Source organism: Tardiphaga sp. P4_G1 (assembly GCF_056401215.1).
Genome location: NZ_JBFUJU010000003.1, coordinates 263,077 through 277,832, shown reverse-complemented (window position 1 = coordinate 277,832; position 14,756 = coordinate 263,077). Strand labels below are relative to the sequence as shown.

Annotated in this window: 14 protein-coding genes; 10 read left to right on the top strand and 4 right to left on the bottom strand. The window is 61.3% G+C overall.

Annotation, left to right across the window (positions count from 1 at the left end; translation table 11 throughout):
* Positions 1 to 107: 107 nt before the first annotated feature.
* Genes odhB through AC1DUY_RS08950 form a run of 6 tightly spaced genes read left to right on the top strand, consistent with a single transcriptional unit; the run spans position 108 to position 5,478 of the window.
* Positions 108 to 1,352, top strand: coding sequence for a 2-oxoglutarate dehydrogenase complex dihydrolipoyllysine-residue succinyltransferase (odhB, locus tag AC1DUY_RS08975; RefSeq protein WP_478113697.1), 1,245 nt, complete (start codon positions 108 to 110; stop codon positions 1,350 to 1,352).
* Positions 1,353 to 1,364: 12 nt separating this feature from the next.
* Complete coding sequence (locus AC1DUY_RS08970) at positions 1,365 to 1,796, top strand: VOC family protein (protein ID WP_120287625.1); 432 nt, start codon at positions 1,365 to 1,367, stop codon at positions 1,794 to 1,796.
* Positions 1,793 to 2,539, top strand: a complete 747-nt coding sequence (locus tag AC1DUY_RS08965; protein WP_478113695.1) for an SDR family oxidoreductase — start codon at positions 1,793 to 1,795, stop codon at positions 2,537 to 2,539. The genes AC1DUY_RS08970 and AC1DUY_RS08965 overlap by 4 nt, the downstream gene beginning before the upstream one ends.
* 45 nt (positions 2,540 to 2,584) lie before the next feature.
* A complete protein-coding gene (gene lpdA, locus AC1DUY_RS08960) occupies positions 2,585 to 3,988 on the top strand; it encodes a dihydrolipoyl dehydrogenase (RefSeq protein ID WP_478113693.1) in 1,404 nt (467 codons plus the stop codon).
* A 38-nt stretch (positions 3,989 to 4,026) separates the two neighbouring features.
* Positions 4,027 to 4,557, top strand: coding sequence for a hypothetical protein (locus tag AC1DUY_RS08955; protein WP_068730456.1), 531 nt, complete (start codon positions 4,027 to 4,029; stop codon positions 4,555 to 4,557).
* A 27-nt stretch (positions 4,558 to 4,584) separates the two neighbouring features.
* Positions 4,585 to 5,478 carry an alpha/beta fold hydrolase gene (locus tag AC1DUY_RS08950; RefSeq protein WP_478114032.1) on the top strand — a complete coding sequence of 298 codons (894 nt, stop codon included), beginning with the start codon at positions 4,585 to 4,587 and terminating at the stop codon, positions 5,476 to 5,478.
* A gap of 4 nt (positions 5,479 to 5,482) precedes the next feature.
* Here AC1DUY_RS08950 and AC1DUY_RS08945 read toward each other — a convergent pair whose 3' ends face one another.
* From AC1DUY_RS08945 to AC1DUY_RS08935, 3 genes are all read right to left on the bottom strand, one after another.
* Positions 5,483 to 6,073, bottom strand: coding sequence for a DUF4337 domain-containing protein (locus AC1DUY_RS08945; RefSeq protein ID WP_068730131.1), 591 nt, complete (start codon positions 6,071 to 6,073; stop codon positions 5,483 to 5,485).
* 102 nt (positions 6,074 to 6,175) lie between these two features.
* Positions 6,176 to 7,159, bottom strand: coding sequence for a tyrosine recombinase XerC (locus AC1DUY_RS08940; RefSeq protein WP_478113691.1), 984 nt, complete (start codon positions 7,157 to 7,159; stop codon positions 6,176 to 6,178).
* Positions 7,160 to 7,243: 84 nt separating this feature from the next.
* Complete coding sequence (locus tag AC1DUY_RS08935; RefSeq protein WP_246297922.1) at positions 7,244 to 7,876, bottom strand: carboxymuconolactone decarboxylase family protein; 633 nt, start codon at positions 7,874 to 7,876, stop codon at positions 7,244 to 7,246.
* Between the two features lie 145 nt (positions 7,877 to 8,021).
* Between AC1DUY_RS08935 and AC1DUY_RS08930 the strand changes: the two genes are divergently transcribed.
* Entirely contained in the window at positions 8,022 to 10,220 is a 2,199-nt protein-coding gene (locus AC1DUY_RS08930; RefSeq protein ID WP_478113688.1) for a primosomal protein N', read from the top strand.
* Positions 10,221 to 10,413: 193 nt separating this feature from the next.
* On the opposite strand, the gene AC1DUY_RS08925 is transcribed toward AC1DUY_RS08930, so the two are convergent.
* Entirely contained in the window at positions 10,414 to 10,905 is a 492-nt protein-coding gene (locus tag AC1DUY_RS08925) for a septal ring lytic transglycosylase RlpA family protein (protein WP_175369293.1), read from the bottom strand.
* Positions 10,906 to 11,599: 694 nt separating this feature from the next.
* Between AC1DUY_RS08925 and AC1DUY_RS08920 the strand changes: the two genes are divergently transcribed.
* The 3 genes from AC1DUY_RS08920 to AC1DUY_RS08910 all read left to right on the top strand — a co-directional run bounded on the left by AC1DUY_RS08920 (position 11,600) and on the right by AC1DUY_RS08910 (position 14,692).
* Positions 11,600 to 12,160, top strand: coding sequence for a F0F1 ATP synthase subunit delta (locus AC1DUY_RS08920; RefSeq protein ID WP_478113686.1), 561 nt, complete (start codon positions 11,600 to 11,602; stop codon positions 12,158 to 12,160).
* Positions 12,160 to 13,695 carry a F0F1 ATP synthase subunit alpha gene (gene atpA / locus AC1DUY_RS08915; RefSeq protein WP_478113684.1) on the top strand — a complete coding sequence of 512 codons (1,536 nt, stop codon included), beginning with the start codon at positions 12,160 to 12,162 and terminating at the stop codon, positions 13,693 to 13,695. Before AC1DUY_RS08920 ends, atpA begins: the two co-directional genes overlap by 1 nt.
* A 121-nt stretch (positions 13,696 to 13,816) precedes the next feature.
* A complete protein-coding gene (locus AC1DUY_RS08910; protein WP_068730146.1) occupies positions 13,817 to 14,692 on the top strand; it encodes a F0F1 ATP synthase subunit gamma in 876 nt (291 codons plus the stop codon).
* The last annotated feature ends 64 nt before the right edge of the window (positions 14,693 to 14,756 follow it).

Sequence of the window (14,756 nt, the reverse complement as noted above, 5' to 3'; positions counted from 1 at the left end):
CTGTTGGCGAATGCCCCGCACCCGCGGGGCATTCGCATATCCCCATTGATTTTAAGTTCAGGCAGGGATGACCGAGCGGGTCGCCACGCCACAAGAGGAAATAGACAATGACTGAAATTCGCGTTCCCACGCTCGGCGAATCCGTGACGGAAGCCACCATCGGCCGCTGGTTCAAGAAGGCCGGCGATGCCGTCGCCGTTGACGAGCCGTTGGTCGAACTCGAGACCGACAAGGTCACGATCGAAGTGCCCGCGCCGTCCGCTGGCGTGCTCGGCGAGATCGTTGCCAAGGACGGCGAGACCGTGGCCGTCGGCGCACTGCTCGGCCAGATCACCGATGGTGCCGGCGGCGCCAAGCCGGCTGCAGCTCCCGCGAAGCCCGCTGCCCCGGCTCCGGCCGCCGCACCCGCCGCTGCTACGCCTGCTCCCGCTCAAAAGTCTGCACCCGTCGATGCGCCGCTGGCGCCGTCGGTCCGCAAGATCTCGGCCGAGAGCGGCATCGATGCCGCCACCGTCCCCGGCTCGGGCAGGGATGGCCGCGTGACCAAGGGCGACATGCTCGCTGCGATCGAAAAGGCTGCGTCGGCACCCACGCCGATCAATCAGTCTGCCGCCGCCGTGCAGGTACGTGCGCCGTCACCCGCTGACGATGCTGCCCGCGAAGAGCGCGTGAAAATGACGCGCCTGCGTCAGACCATCGCGCGTCGCCTCAAGGACGTGCAGAACACCGCAGCGATGCTGACGACCTTCAACGAGGTCGACATGACCAACGTGATGGCACTGCGCTCGCAGTACAAGGATGTGTTCGAGAAGAAGCACGGCACCAAGCTCGGCTTCATGGGCTTCTTCACCAAGGCCTGCGTGCAGGCGTTGAAGGATATTCCGGCCGTGAACGCCGAGATCGATGGCTCCGACCTGATCTACAAGAACTACTATCACGTCGGCGTTGCCGTTGGCACTGACAAGGGCCTCGTCGTTCCCGTGGTGCGCGACTGCGATACCAAGTCGATCTCCGACATCGAAAAAACCATTGCGGATTTCGGCAAGCGCGCCCGCGACGGCCAGCTCAAGATCGACGAAATGCAGGGTGGCACATTCACCATTACCAATGGCGGCATCTACGGTTCGCTGATGTCGACGCCGATCCTGAACGCACCGCAGTCGGCCATCCTCGGCATGCACAAGATCCAGGAACGTCCGGTCGTGGTCGGCGGTAAGATCGAGATCCGCCCGATGATGTATCTGGCGGTGTCCTACGATCACCGCGTCATCGACGGCAAGGAAGCCGTGACATTCCTCGTTCGCGTCAAGGAAAGCCTGGAAGATCCGGCCCGTCTCGTTCTGGATCTCTAACCCGAGGTCGCCATGGCGTTCGGACCGAACCCTCCGCCAATTCAGGCCCACCTTTGCGTCAAGGGTGGGCTTGAAGCCATTGCCTTCTATGAGAAGGCGCTTGGCGCGAAGTGTTCGTTCCACGCAATGGCCGACGACGGCAAGCGGGTCATGCACGCCAATCTCGAAATGTTCGGCAGCGAAGTTATGCTGCATGACGAATTTCCCGAGTTTGGTGGCCACATCCTGTCGCCGCAGACCCGCGGCGGCGCCGGCATGACGATCAATATCAATCTGCCCAAGCCTGAAGATGTCGACGCCGCGATCGCCCGCGCGGAAACATCGGGAGCAGAAGTCGTGATGGCGCCTCAGGATGTTTTCTGGGGGGCCCGCTACGGCACCATTCGCGATCCGTTCGGACACATCTGGTCCTTCAACGCCGCACTCACCGGGAGCGACGCATGAGCGACAACGTCGTGATCATTACCGGCGGAAGCCGCGGCATCGGTCGTTCCACCGCGCTGCTGGCGGCCTCACGTGGCTTCAAGGTCGTCGTCGGCTATGCCAGCAACGAAGCCGCCGCCAACGAGGTCGTTTCGAAGATCGAAGCGACCAACGGCAAGGCCATCGCGGTGAAATGCGATGTCGGCTCCGAGGCTGACATTCTTGCGCTGTTCAAGGCAGCGGACGCCTTTGGTCCTCTCGGCGCCCTGGTCAACAATGCCGGCATTGTCGGCCCTTCCATCCGCGTCGATCAGATGACTGCCGAACGCATCGCCAACATGATGACGGTGAATGTCACCGGAAGCATTCTCTGCGCCCGCGAAGCCGTGAAACGGATGTCGACCAAGCATGGCGGCAAGGGTGGCGTCATCGTCAATCTGTCATCGGTAGCCGCCAAACTGGGTGCGCCGAACACCTATGTCGACTATGCCGCCTCGAAGGGCGCGATCGATTCCTTCACCATCGGATTGGGACACGAAGTCGCAGCCGAAGGCATTCGCGTTGCCGGCATTCGGCCGGGTTTGATCGATACCGATATTCACGCGTCAGGCGGCGAGCCGGACCGCGCGCATCGTCTTTCCGTCAACGTACCGATGAAGCGCGTCGGCACTGCGGATGAAGTTGCCAATGCCATCGTCTGGTTACTGTCGGACGAGGCTTCTTACGTCACATCCACCATTATCGACGTGTCCGGTGGCCGCTGAGGCTCTGACACCCCATATCATCTGAAGACAATACAGGACTGCATCATGGCTTCTTACGACCTCGTTGTTATCGGCACCGGACCCGGCGGTTATGTCTGCGCGATTCGCGCGGCGCAGCTCGGCATGAAGGTCGCCGTCGTCGAGAAGAACAGCACGCTGGGCGGCACCTGCCTGAACATCGGCTGCATGCCCTCGAAGGCTTTGCTCTATTCGTCAGAGCTTTTTGAGGAAGCCGGCCACTCCTTCGCCAAGATGGGCATCAAGGTGTCCGCCCCGACGCTCGATCTTCCGGCGCTGATGAACTTCAAGCAGCAAGGCATCGACGGCAACGTCAAGGGTGTCGAATTCCTGATGAAGAAGAACAAGATCGACGTCGTGATGGGCACCGGCCGTGTGCTCGGCACCGGCAAGGTCGAAGTCAGCGGCGCCGACGGCAAGGCCCAGACGCTGGAGACAAAGAACATTGTCATCGCTACCGGCTCTGACGTCGCCAAGCTGAAGGGCATCGAGATCGACGAGAAGCGCATCGTGTCGTCGACCGGCGCACTGTCCCTCGACAAGGTGCCGGAGAAGATGATCGTGGTCGGCGCCGGCGTGATCGGCCTCGAACTCGGCTCGGTGTGGCGCCGCCTCGGCGCCGAAGTCACCGTCGTGGAATTCCTCGACCGTATCCTGCCCGGCATGGATGGCGAAGTCGCTAAGCAGTTCCAGCGCATGCTCGAGAAGCAGGGCATGACCTTCAAGCTCGGCGCCAAGGTCACCGGCGTCGATACGTCCGGTAAGAAACTGAAGGCGCAGATCGAGCCAGCCGCGGGCGGCGCTGCCGAGTCCATCGAAGCCGACGTGATTCTCGTGGCGATCGGCCGCGTCGCTTATACCGAAGCGCTTGGCCTCAAGGAAGCAGGTGTCGAGCTCGATGAACGCGGTCGCGTCAAGATCGACCATCACTTCTCAAGCAATGTGAAGGGCATCTACGCGATCGGCGACGTCGTCGCCGGCCCGATGCTGGCGCACAAAGCGGAAGACGAAGGCGTTGCCTGCGCCGAGATTCTTGCAGGCCAAGCCGGTCATGTGAACTATGACGTGATCCCGGGCGTGGTCTACACCACGCCGGAAGTCGCCGCCGTCGGCAAGACCGAGGAAGAGCTCAAGGCTGCCGGTATCGCTTACAATGTCGGCAAGTTCCCGTTCACGGCCAATGGCCGCTCCAAGGTCAACCAGACCACCGATGGTTTCGTGAAGATTCTCGCAGATGCGAAGACCGATCGCGTGCTCGGCGTGCATATGATCGGCCGCGAAGTCGGCGAAATGATCCATGAAGCCTGCGTGCTGATGGAATTCGGCGGTTCCGCCGAAGATCTGGCCCGCACCTGCCATGCCCATCCGACCCGCTCCGAGGCGGTGAAGGAAGCTGCATTTGCAGTAGCCAAGCGCGCTATCCATATGTGAGTCACGGCCGGCACGACGCCGGCTGGGAGACGAACACCATGATGCGACGCGTGCTGCAGCCGCTATGGTTCTTCCTCGCTTTGATCTTCCTGATCGAAGCGTGGCTGTGGGATCATCTCGAACCGGTCGTCGCGCGCATCGTTGCAGCGATACCGCTGCGCGCATTCAAGGAATGGCTGGCCGCGCGAATCGCGCGGCTGTCGCCAATGTTGACGCTGGTCGTGTTTGTTATTCCGGCGATCCTGCTGTTTCCGTTGAAACTGGCCGGCGCCTGGCTGCTTATGCATCAGTATTGGATCAGCGCTTTCGCACTCATCGTATTCAGCAAGTTTCTCGGCGTCGGCGTCGCCGCGTTCATCTTCGATGTGACACGGCCGAAGCTGTTGCAGATGAACTGGTTTCGGAAGCTCTACGAATTCGTTCTCGACATCCGCCGCCGGGCCGGCGAATTGGTCGCGCCTGTGACGGCAAGAATCAAGGCGACGATGGCGATGTTCCGCTCCAATTCATCGTCGCGTTGGATGCGGCTGGTACAACGGCTGCGTCATCGGGCGCATTCGGCACGGTAGACCGAGCGGGAGAGCAACTTGGCTGAACTGGCACGCATCCAAACTCCCCTTCTCGATATTGCTTATGAACATAGCGGACCGAATGACGGCCTACCCGTCCTGCTGATGCATGGTTTTCCCTATGACATCAGAGGCTATGACGACGCGGTCGACATCATCAACACCGCTGGCTTCCGCACCATCGTGCCCTATCTGCGTGGATATGGGCCAACGCGGTTTCTTTCCAGCGCGACCATCCGCTCGGGGCAACAGGCTGCGCTCGGACAGGATCTGCTGGAGCTGATGGACGCGCTGCGTATCGGCAAGGCTGTTGTCGCAGGCTATGACTGGGGCGGCCGCGCGGCCTGTGTCGTCTCGGCGCTATGGCCCGAACGCGTGCACGGCCTCGTCAGTTGCACCGGCTACAACATCCAGGACCTGACGAATGCGGCGCGGCCATCCGCTCCCGAGCAGGAAGCGCGACAGTGGTATCAGTATTATTTCCATACCGAACGTGGCCGCAACGGCCTGATCCAGAACCGCGACGCACTAGCCAAACTGCTCTGGAAGATGTGGTCGCCCAGCTGGGCGTTCGACGACGCCACCTTCGAGCGCTCGGCATCGGCCTTCGACAACGATGACTTCGTCGATGTGGTCGTGCACTCTTATATGCACCGTACCGGCAGCGTCGCCGGCGATCCAAATTATGCTTTCCTGGAAACGCAACTCGCAACGCAGCCGAAGATCGATGTTCCGACCATTGTGCTGCACGGCGCTGACGATGGCATTGGACCAGTAAATAACTCCGAAAATCACGGCCAGTATTTTACGGGCCCTTACGAGCGCCGCGTCATCGCGGGCGTTGGCCACAATGTGCCCCAAGAGGCGCCGCGCGCGTTTGCCGAAGCGGCCCTGCAGCTATGCCGGACCGCTTCGGCTTAAGTCATTACATGAGATGAACCGCATGCGGCGCGAACAGACCGATCGCGGTGAAGGCGACGCCGGCAATCGCCAGTGCACCTGATACCCAGGCCAGCGCGATCATGCCGGTGATGATCGTGGCCGATGCCAGCACGATGCCAATCTGGAATGCGGCGGAGGCCACTTCATAGTGATGATAACGCGCCATTGCGAGGTCGCGCGCATGCTCGGCTTCCTTGGCACGGGCGGCGAGCTGTTCGGAGCCTTCGCCGGTCTCCGGCTCGGAGCGATAACGATCCGCGGTCTTCTTCCAGTCGTCGATCTGCTTGGACAGTGCGGCCTTGGCGGCATCGTCACCCATCAGGCCGAGGCTGAGCCTGGCCTGGTCCGATGTCGCCTGAACGACGGTGCGGCGGATGCTTTTGGCCTGGAAGAACGCCCAGAGGTTGGATGCCTCGACGTTCTTGCTGATAGATTCGGTTTGCGCACCCTTGCCGAGGGTTTCCGAGAACGCCAGAAACAGCGCGATCACGGCAATCAGCAGTGCAATATTCTTGTTCGAGCCGGACGCATGCTCGGCATGCTCCGCGTGCTCCATACTTTCGTGCGCACCCATCGTAATCCCCTCCGGTTGGTCGATGTGTCGATTTGACCGAACCGCGGCGACTTCGCAAGGGGCAGCTCATGACACTTCTACTACAGCTGGGGCTTGCCTAGCCTATGCTCGCGGGTGTGCGGTCTTGTAGACCTCGAACAGCCGCTCGGTGTCGATGCCGGTATAGATCTGCGTGGTCGACAACGAGGCGTGGCCGAGCAATTCCTGGATCGCGCGGAGGTCACCGCCGCGGGTCAGCAGATGGGTGGCAAAGGAATGGCGCAGCGCGTGCGGCGTGGCGCTGTCGGGCAGGCCGAGCGCGCCGCGCATCCGCTCCATGGTCAACTGGATGATCCGAGGGCTGAGCGAGCCGCCGCGCGCGCCGACGAACATCGGGCCATCGGCAGGGAGCGGATGCGGACACTGCGTGGCGTAGTCGGCGATGAGCTCCAGCACATTCTGCAACACCGGCACCATACGGGTCTTGTTACCCTTGCCGTTGACGATCAGCACATCGCCCGCGCCGGCTGCCGGCACGTCGCGGCGCTTCAGGCCAAGTGCTTCGGAGATACGCAAGCCGGACCCGTAGAGTAGCGCCATCACCGCGGCATCCCGCGCCCAGATCCACGGATCGCGATTTTCGCCCGCGCGCTCATCCGCATCGGCGAGGCGCTTGGCCGAGACCATCTGCAACGGTTTCGGCAGGCTCTTGCCGATTTTCGGCGCGCGAATCGCGGACAACGCACCGACATTGCCCTTGCCTTCGCGCTCTAGAAAACGACCGAATGACCGTAGACCGGCCAGCGCGCGCATCAGCGAGCGGCTGCCGATATCATCGCCGCGCCGCGCCGCCATGAAGGCTCTGATATCGCTGGTCTCCAGCTTGGCGAAACGCGGCAGCGAGACGAGCGCGCCCCAGTGTTCGGCGAGAAATGTCAGAAACTGCCGGACGTCCCGCGCATAAGCCTCCAGCGTCTTCGGCGACAGCCGTCGCTCGGCACGCAAATGCGACAGCCAGCGCGTCATTTGCAGCGAGACATCAGCATCGGCGCAAATGAGATCGATAGGTGCGGGTGCGTTTGGTTTTTTATCGGAAAGCTTGGCCATCGGAATGCCTTGCAGTTCGCGGTACGCGAACGGGCAGAGATTATCACACCCTGCTCGTTTCACTTTGGTGAACCGCCGGCATCGTCAATCCGGGAACCGCTTCAGGGGCTCCGCGACACCGGCCGGGAGGCCTGTTCGCGCTGCATTCATGGCCATGGCCAGGAAGGTGTAATAGCCATTGATCCCGAGCAGATCGATGACGCCCTGCTCGCCGAATTTGGCGACGGCCTTGTTCCAGGTCGGATCACTCACGCGTTTGGTGCGCTGGATCTCGATCGACATGTCGTAGGCGGCCTCTTCGTCCTCGGCCATGCCAACAGGACGCCGGCCATCGGCAATCGCATCGGCGATGTCGTTGCGCAGGCCGGCCTTGATCGCGATGTCATGATGCGCAACCCACTCATATTGCTGGGTCCATTCGCGTGCGGTGATCAAGATGATCATTTCGCTGAGCCGCGGCGCCAGTGCGCTCTTGAACCTGAGATGATCGCCCATCGCCTTGGCGCGCAGCATGACTTCCGGGCTGCGAATCAGCGGCACGAAGGGGCCACGGACCTCGTAGCCCCGGCCGCCGGCGAACTCCTCGGCGGCTTTCTTCTGCGATTCGGTGTATTTGTCGGCTGGGATCGGCGGCATCCGGTCCTGCGCCAGCGCAGGTATCACGACGGCAGAAAACATGACGAATGAGGCGATTGCCCCAGCGAGCCTGTGGCCCATAGTAACTCTCCCTTTGACTTATTGTTCTTGCTTCATTGTCGTGGCGGCACATCGGTCATAAGACCGGGCCACACAGCCGGCACTGGTCCGGCCCGCACCGCGAGCTTAGGTTAGCGGATACCCCATTTCGAGTCTGATTCCGCCGATGGACGAAGCTGCGCGCACCAAAACATCGTCTGGCGTCGTTGACGTGCTGGTGCCGGTCGCGCTGAACCAGGCTTATTCCTATCGCGTGCCTCGTGGCCTCGATCTGCGGCCCGGCGATGTTGTCAGCGTGCCACTCGGCGCCCGCGAGGTGATCGGCGTGGTTTGGGCGGAAAATACCAATCCCGATCCGCGGCTGCACAACCGCCTGAAAGAGGTTGGCGAGAAATTCGATGTCCCCCCGCTGAAGCAGGAATTGCGCAGCCTGGTCGACTGGGTGGCGAATTACACTCTGTCCGCACGCGGCATGGTCATGAAGATGACGCTGCGGATGGGCGAGCATCTCGGCCCAGAGCGCGTGCGCATGGGCGTCCGCCTGGTCGGCGAAGTGCCCAAGCGCATGACCTCGGCACGCGCACGGCTGATCGAGATCCTGTCGGACGGCCTGCTGCACGCGAAGTCTGAGGCAGCCAAGGAGGCCGGCGTCAGCGCAGGCGTAATCGACGGCCTCGTCGATGAAGGCACGCTTGCTATTGAAGCCATGCCCCGCGCGCTGCCGCCGCCGGCGCCTGATCCCACCTTCGCCGAACCGGACTTTTCAGACGATCAGGCCGTCGCGGCCGAGGCGATGCGGACCTTCGCCGCCAAGGGGGATTTTCACGCCGCTTTGCTCGACGGCGTCACCGGCTCCGGCAAGACCGAGGTCTATTTCGAGGCGGTTGCCGAGGTGATCAAGCGCGGGGAACAGGTGCTGATCCTGATGCCCGAAATAGCGCTGACGGGGCAATTCCTCGAGCGCTTCTCAAAACGCTTCGGCGTGCGGCCGCTGGAGTGGCATTCCGAACTGACACCGCGCACCCGCGCGCGCAACTGGGCGTCGATCGCCAATGGCGAGGCCCATGTCATCGTCGGTGCGCGTTCGGCGCTGTTTCTGCCTTACGCGAAACTCGGCCTGATCATCGTCGATGAGGAACATGACCAAGCCTACAAGCAGGACGAAGGCGCGCATTACCACGCCCGCGATATGGCGGTGGTGCGCGCATCGATTGCGAAGATCCCCATCGTGCTCGCTTCTGCCACGCCATCGGTCGAGTCCGAGGTCAACGCGCGCAAGGGGCGCTATCAACGCATCGCGCTGCCATCGCGCTTCGGCGGCCAGCACATGCCGCATATCGAAGCCATCGACCTGCGCCGCGAAGGGCCGATGCGCGGCCGCTTCATCGCACCGCGCCTCGCCGAGAAAATCCAGATCGCCATCGAGCGCAAGGAACAGGCGTTGCTGTTCCTCAATCGCCGCGGCTATGCGCCGCTGACGCTGTGCCGCGGCTGCGGACACCGGTTTGCCTGCACGATCTGCGATGCGTGGTTGGTCGATCATCGCTTTCGCCAGCGGTTGGTGTGCCACCACTGCGGTTTCTCGATGCATCGCCCGCATCAATGCCCGCATTGCCAGGCCGAAGAATCGCTGGTCGCCGTTGGCCCGGGCGTCGAGCGCTTGCAGGAGGAAGCGGCGAGCCTGTTCCCGGATGCGCGCACCATGGTGCTGTCGAGCGATCTTATTACGTCGATCGATGCGATGCGCACGGAGCTGACCGAGATCGCAGAGGGCCGTGTCGATGTCATCATCGGCACGCAACTCGTGGCCAAGGGCCATAACTTCCCGCGGCTCAATCTGGTCGGCGTCATCGACGCCGATCTGGGCCTCGGTAATGGCGATCCGCGCGCCGCGGAACGCACCTATCAGATGCTCAATCAGGTCATCGGCCGCGCCGGACGTGAACAGGGCCGCGGCGTCGGCTATCTGCAGACCCATCAGCCGGAACATCCGGTGATGAAGGCGCTGATCGCAAACGACCGCGAAGCGTTTTACGCCAGCGAGATCGAGGCCCGCGAGCGCGCCGGCTATCCACCCTTCGGACGGCTGGCGAGCCTGATCATCTCAGGCGGCGACCGGCCGACCACCGAAGGCTATGCGCGCAAGCTCGCTTCCGTAGCGCCGATCGACGAGCGCATCATGGTGCTCGGCCCCGCCGAAGCACCGCTCGCCGTGATCAAAGGTCGCTATCGCTTTCGACTGCTGGTGAAGTCGGCGCGCAATGTCGACCTGTCGCACTATCTCCGCGACTGGCTGGCGCACGGCCCAAAGCCTACAGGCAATCTAAAGCTCGAAGTCGATGTCGATCCGCAGAGCTTTCTTTGAGCTTCGTCATTCCGGGGGCGCTTGCTCTTGCGGGCGAAGCCGTAATGAATGACAGCGTGAACTGACAACGTAAAACAAAAAAGCCTGCTGTCTTTTAATGACAGCAGGCTCTTTTACTCAACGCTTACTCTACTCAGTACACACACAACGCTACTGAACTTGAAAGATCAGAAACGCGACGCGTTAGTCTTGCTTACATGACTTCCGCAACGACACGGCCGACACCACGGCCGGTCAGACCGATCGCGCTCGCTGCGCCCTTGGACAGGTCGAGTACGCGGCCACGGATGAACGGTCCGCGATCGTTGACGGTGACGACAACGCTGCGACCGCCATGGGTCACGCGCAGCTTGGTGCCGAACGGCAGCGAACGATGCGCGGCGGTCATCGCATTCTGATTGAAGCGCTGTCCCGACGCAGTGCGGCTGCCGGACTCATTGCCGTAATAGGACGCAACGCCAGAGAAGCTGCGGCCGCCGGTGGTCGGCGCGATCGACGCATTGGCATCGAACAGCGACGGCGAAGCCTTGGCGACGTGATGGTGCTTGTGGTGATGGCGATGGTGCCGGGATTTGGCCGAAGCCTCAGAAACCGTTCCCCCGAGAACAAGAGCGGCAGTCATGACAGCGATTGCCGTACGCGGCCGGGCGATAGCGCCCAGCGTCGATTTTCCGTAACGCAGCATAAGTTGTTGTCCCTCAGACAGTATTGCCACAAATGTGGCAAGTGGACCCCCGTCCCAATTTCATTGGCTGAGCGTTTGACGACGTAATGAGGCGTAAAATAGGCAACGCAATCGTTCCATGACCAGATGAAATATCTTGTGATGGAACAGAACATGCCTAATGAGCCACTTTAATGAATTTTTAACTATTAAATATACTGCATATTACATAACTATACTGAATAGCTAAGTGATCGCCGTGCATGGATAGCATTCGATAAGTAAATGTTAAGCAGTCCGAAACGGTGACATGAAACGCGCACGCCGCGCTGCCCGCCGCGATTTCAATTGCCGACTCACCGTACTCGACGTTGCGTGATTCAAAAGAATCGGCACGGCGTACCGTCATGCGGAATAAGAAATTCCGCCTCGGAGATGGACGATGAAACACTCCGTCAGCGACCCGATTGGCGCGTCACATCTCCCTGAAATGATTCTTTGCGAGGGCCTGCGACAAGGCATCATCAAACGCTTTCGTCGCGTTGCACCAGCGCGCGGGCTATGTTAGCAAAGCCGCGATTTGAACGGGTCACGACATTTTGTTGTGACCTAAAAATCGAAGTCCCGCTTGAATTCCAAGGACTTGGATCGCTAGGCGCCACATTCAGGCGATAGTTATTCCCTTGCGAGTTTGACAGCCTGAAGAGCGCAATTCGTGGCAACACAAGATCCGTCGGTTTCGGGAATGTCCGGTCGTTATGCAACGGCTCTGTTTGAGCTGGCGCGTGACGAAAAGTCCGTCGATGCGGTGAAGACCGATCTCGACAAATTCGCAGCGATGCTGGCCGACAGCGCCGACCTGGCGCGACTGGTTCGCAGCCCGGTGTTCTCTGCCGAGATTCAGGGCAAGGCCCTCGCTTCGGTTCTGGAGAAAGCCGGAATTACCGGCATCACTGCCAACTTCCTCAAGGTCCTCACCGCCAACCGCCGCCTGTTCGCCATTGGTGACGTGGCGCGCGGCTTCAATGCGCTGGTCGCCAAGTTTAAGGGCGAAGCTACGGCTGACGTCACCGTCGCCGAGCCGCTCAGCGACAAGAATCTCGACGCTCTCAAGACCGCGCTGAAGTCAGTGACGGGCAAGGACGTCGCGCTCAACGTGAAAGTCGATCCGTCCATCATCGGCGGGCTTGTCGTCAAGCTCGGCAGCCGCATGGTGGACAGCTCGCTTCGCACCAAACTCAACTCGATCAAGCACTCGATGAAAGAGGCAGGCTGATGGACATCCGCGCCGCAGAAATTTCCGCGATCCTCAAAGACCAGATCAAGAATTTCGGCCAGGAAGCTGAAGTTTCCGAAGTCGGACAGGTGTTGTCCGTCGGCGACGGCATTGCCCGCGTCTACGGCCTCGACAACGTCCAGGCCGGCGAAATGGTCGAATTCGAGAACGGCACCCGCGGTATGGCGCTGAACCTCGAAACCGACAACGTCGGTGTCGTTATTTTCGGCGCTGACCGCGAAATTAAAGAAGGCCAGACTGTTAAGCGCACCCGTTCGATCGTGGACGCGCCGGTTGGCAAGGGTCTGCTCGGCCGCGTGGTCGACGCGCTCGGCAATCCGATCGATGGCAAGGGTCCGATCCAGGCCGACAAGCGTATGCGCGTCGACGTCAAGGCACCGGGCATCATTCCGCGCAAGTCGGTCAACGAGCCGATGGCAACCGGCCTGAAGTCGGTCGACGCGCTGATCCCGGTCGGCCGCGGCCAGCGGGAGCTGATCATCGGTGACCGTCAGACCGGCAAGACCGCAATCGCGCTCGACACCATTCTGAACCAGAAGTCGCTGAACGTTACTGGCGCTCCCGAGAGCCAGAAGCTGTACTGCGTGTACGTCGCCGTTGGTCAGAAGCGTTCGACCGTCGCCCAATTCGTGAAGGTGCTCGAAGAGCAGGGCGCGATGGAATACTCCGTCGTCGTCGCCGCGACCGCTTCAGATCCGGCTCCGATGCAGTACATCGCGCCGTTCACCGGCTGCACGATCGGCGAATTCTTCCGCGACAACGGCATGCACGCCGTCATCATCTATGACGATCTTTCGAAGCAGGCCGTTGCTTACCGCCAGATGTCGCTGCTGCTGCGCCGTCCGCCAGGCCGCGAAGCCTATCCGGGCGACGTGTTCTATCTTCACTCGCGTCTGCTCGAACGCGCTGCGAAGCTCAATGATTCCCAGGGCAATGGTTCGCTGACGGCGCTGCCGGTCATCGAAACCCAGGCCAACGACGTGTCCGCCTACATTCCGACCAACGTGATTTCGATCACTGACGGTCAGATCTTCCTTGAAACCGACCTGTTCTTCCAGGGCATCCGTCCTGCCGTGAACGTCGGTCTGTCCGTGTCGCGCGTCGGCTCCGCCGCGCAGACCAAGGCGATGAAGAAGGTCGCCGGCAAGATCAAGGGTGAGCTCGCGCAGTACCGCGAAATGGCGGCCTTTGCGCAGTTCGGCTCCGACCTCGACGCGTCGACCCAGCGCCTGCTGAACCGCGGCGCGCGTCTGACCGAACTCCTGAAGCAGCCGCAGTTCTCGCCGCTGAAGATGGAAGAGCAGGTTTGCGTGATCTGGGCCGGCACCAACGGCTATCTCGACACTCTGCCGATCGCCAAGGTTCGGGGCTTCGAAGACGGTCTTCTGTCGCTGCTGCGCGGCAAGAACGTTGAGATCCTCAACGCGATCCGCGACAGCCGCGATCTCAAGGATGACGTCGCCGCCCAGCTCAAGGCCGTCGTCGAAGGCTTCGCGAAGACCTACGCTGCTTAATACTGTCAATGAATGGCCGGCTCCTGCCGGCCATTCGCGTTGATGTCCGGCACGAGGTCGGGCGTTTCGAACGAGAGGTTCGCGATCGGCCAAACGGCCAGATCGCCGGGGTGGACTGAGAATGGCCTCACTTAAAGACATGCGCGTCCGCATCGCCTCGACCAAGGCGACGCAGAAGATCACCAAGGCGATGCAGATGGTCGCAGCGTCGAAGCTGCGTCGTGCGCAGACCGCTGCCGAAGCTGCACGTCCTTACGCCGAGAAGATGGATACCGTGATCGCCAGCATTGCCGGCGCTACAACGGCAGGCTCCGGCCCGGCGCTGCTCGTCGGCACCGGCAAGGATCAGGTTCATCTGCTGCTGGTCTGCACCGGCGAGCGTGGCCTGTGCGGCGCTTTCAATTCCTCGATCGTCCGTCTGGCGCGCGAACGCGCACTGGCGCTGATGAACCAAGGCAAGACGGTCAAATTCTTCTGCGTCGGCCGCAAGGGCTACGAGCAATTGCGCCGTAACTTCGACAAGCAGATCGTCGGTCATCTCGAACTGCGTTCGGTGCGTCAGCTCGGCTTCGTCAATGCCAACGACATCGCCAAGAAGGTTCTCGAACTCTTCAACACTGGCGAATTCGACGTCTGCACGCTGTTCTATTCCCGCTTCAAGTCGGTGATCGCGCAAATCCCGACCGCCCAGCAGATCATTCCCTTGGTGGTCGAGGCGCCTAAAGCCGATGCCGGCCCAACGCCGAGCTACGACTACGAGCCCGCCGAAGATGAGATCCTCGACGGCCTGCTGCCGCGCAATCTTGCGGTGCAGATCTTCCGCGCTCTGCTCGAGAACAACGCTTCGTTCTATGGCGCGCAGATGAGCTCGATGGACAACGCTACGCGCAACGCCGGCGACATGATCCGCAAGCAGACATTGATCTACAACCGCACCCGCCAGGCGATGATTACGAAGGAGCTGATCGAAATCATCTCCGGCGCCGAGGCGATCTAACAACAACCTTCCGGCCTCATGGGCCGCCGTTCAAGTTTTGGACTTCCGAGTCCTTGAAGTTTAT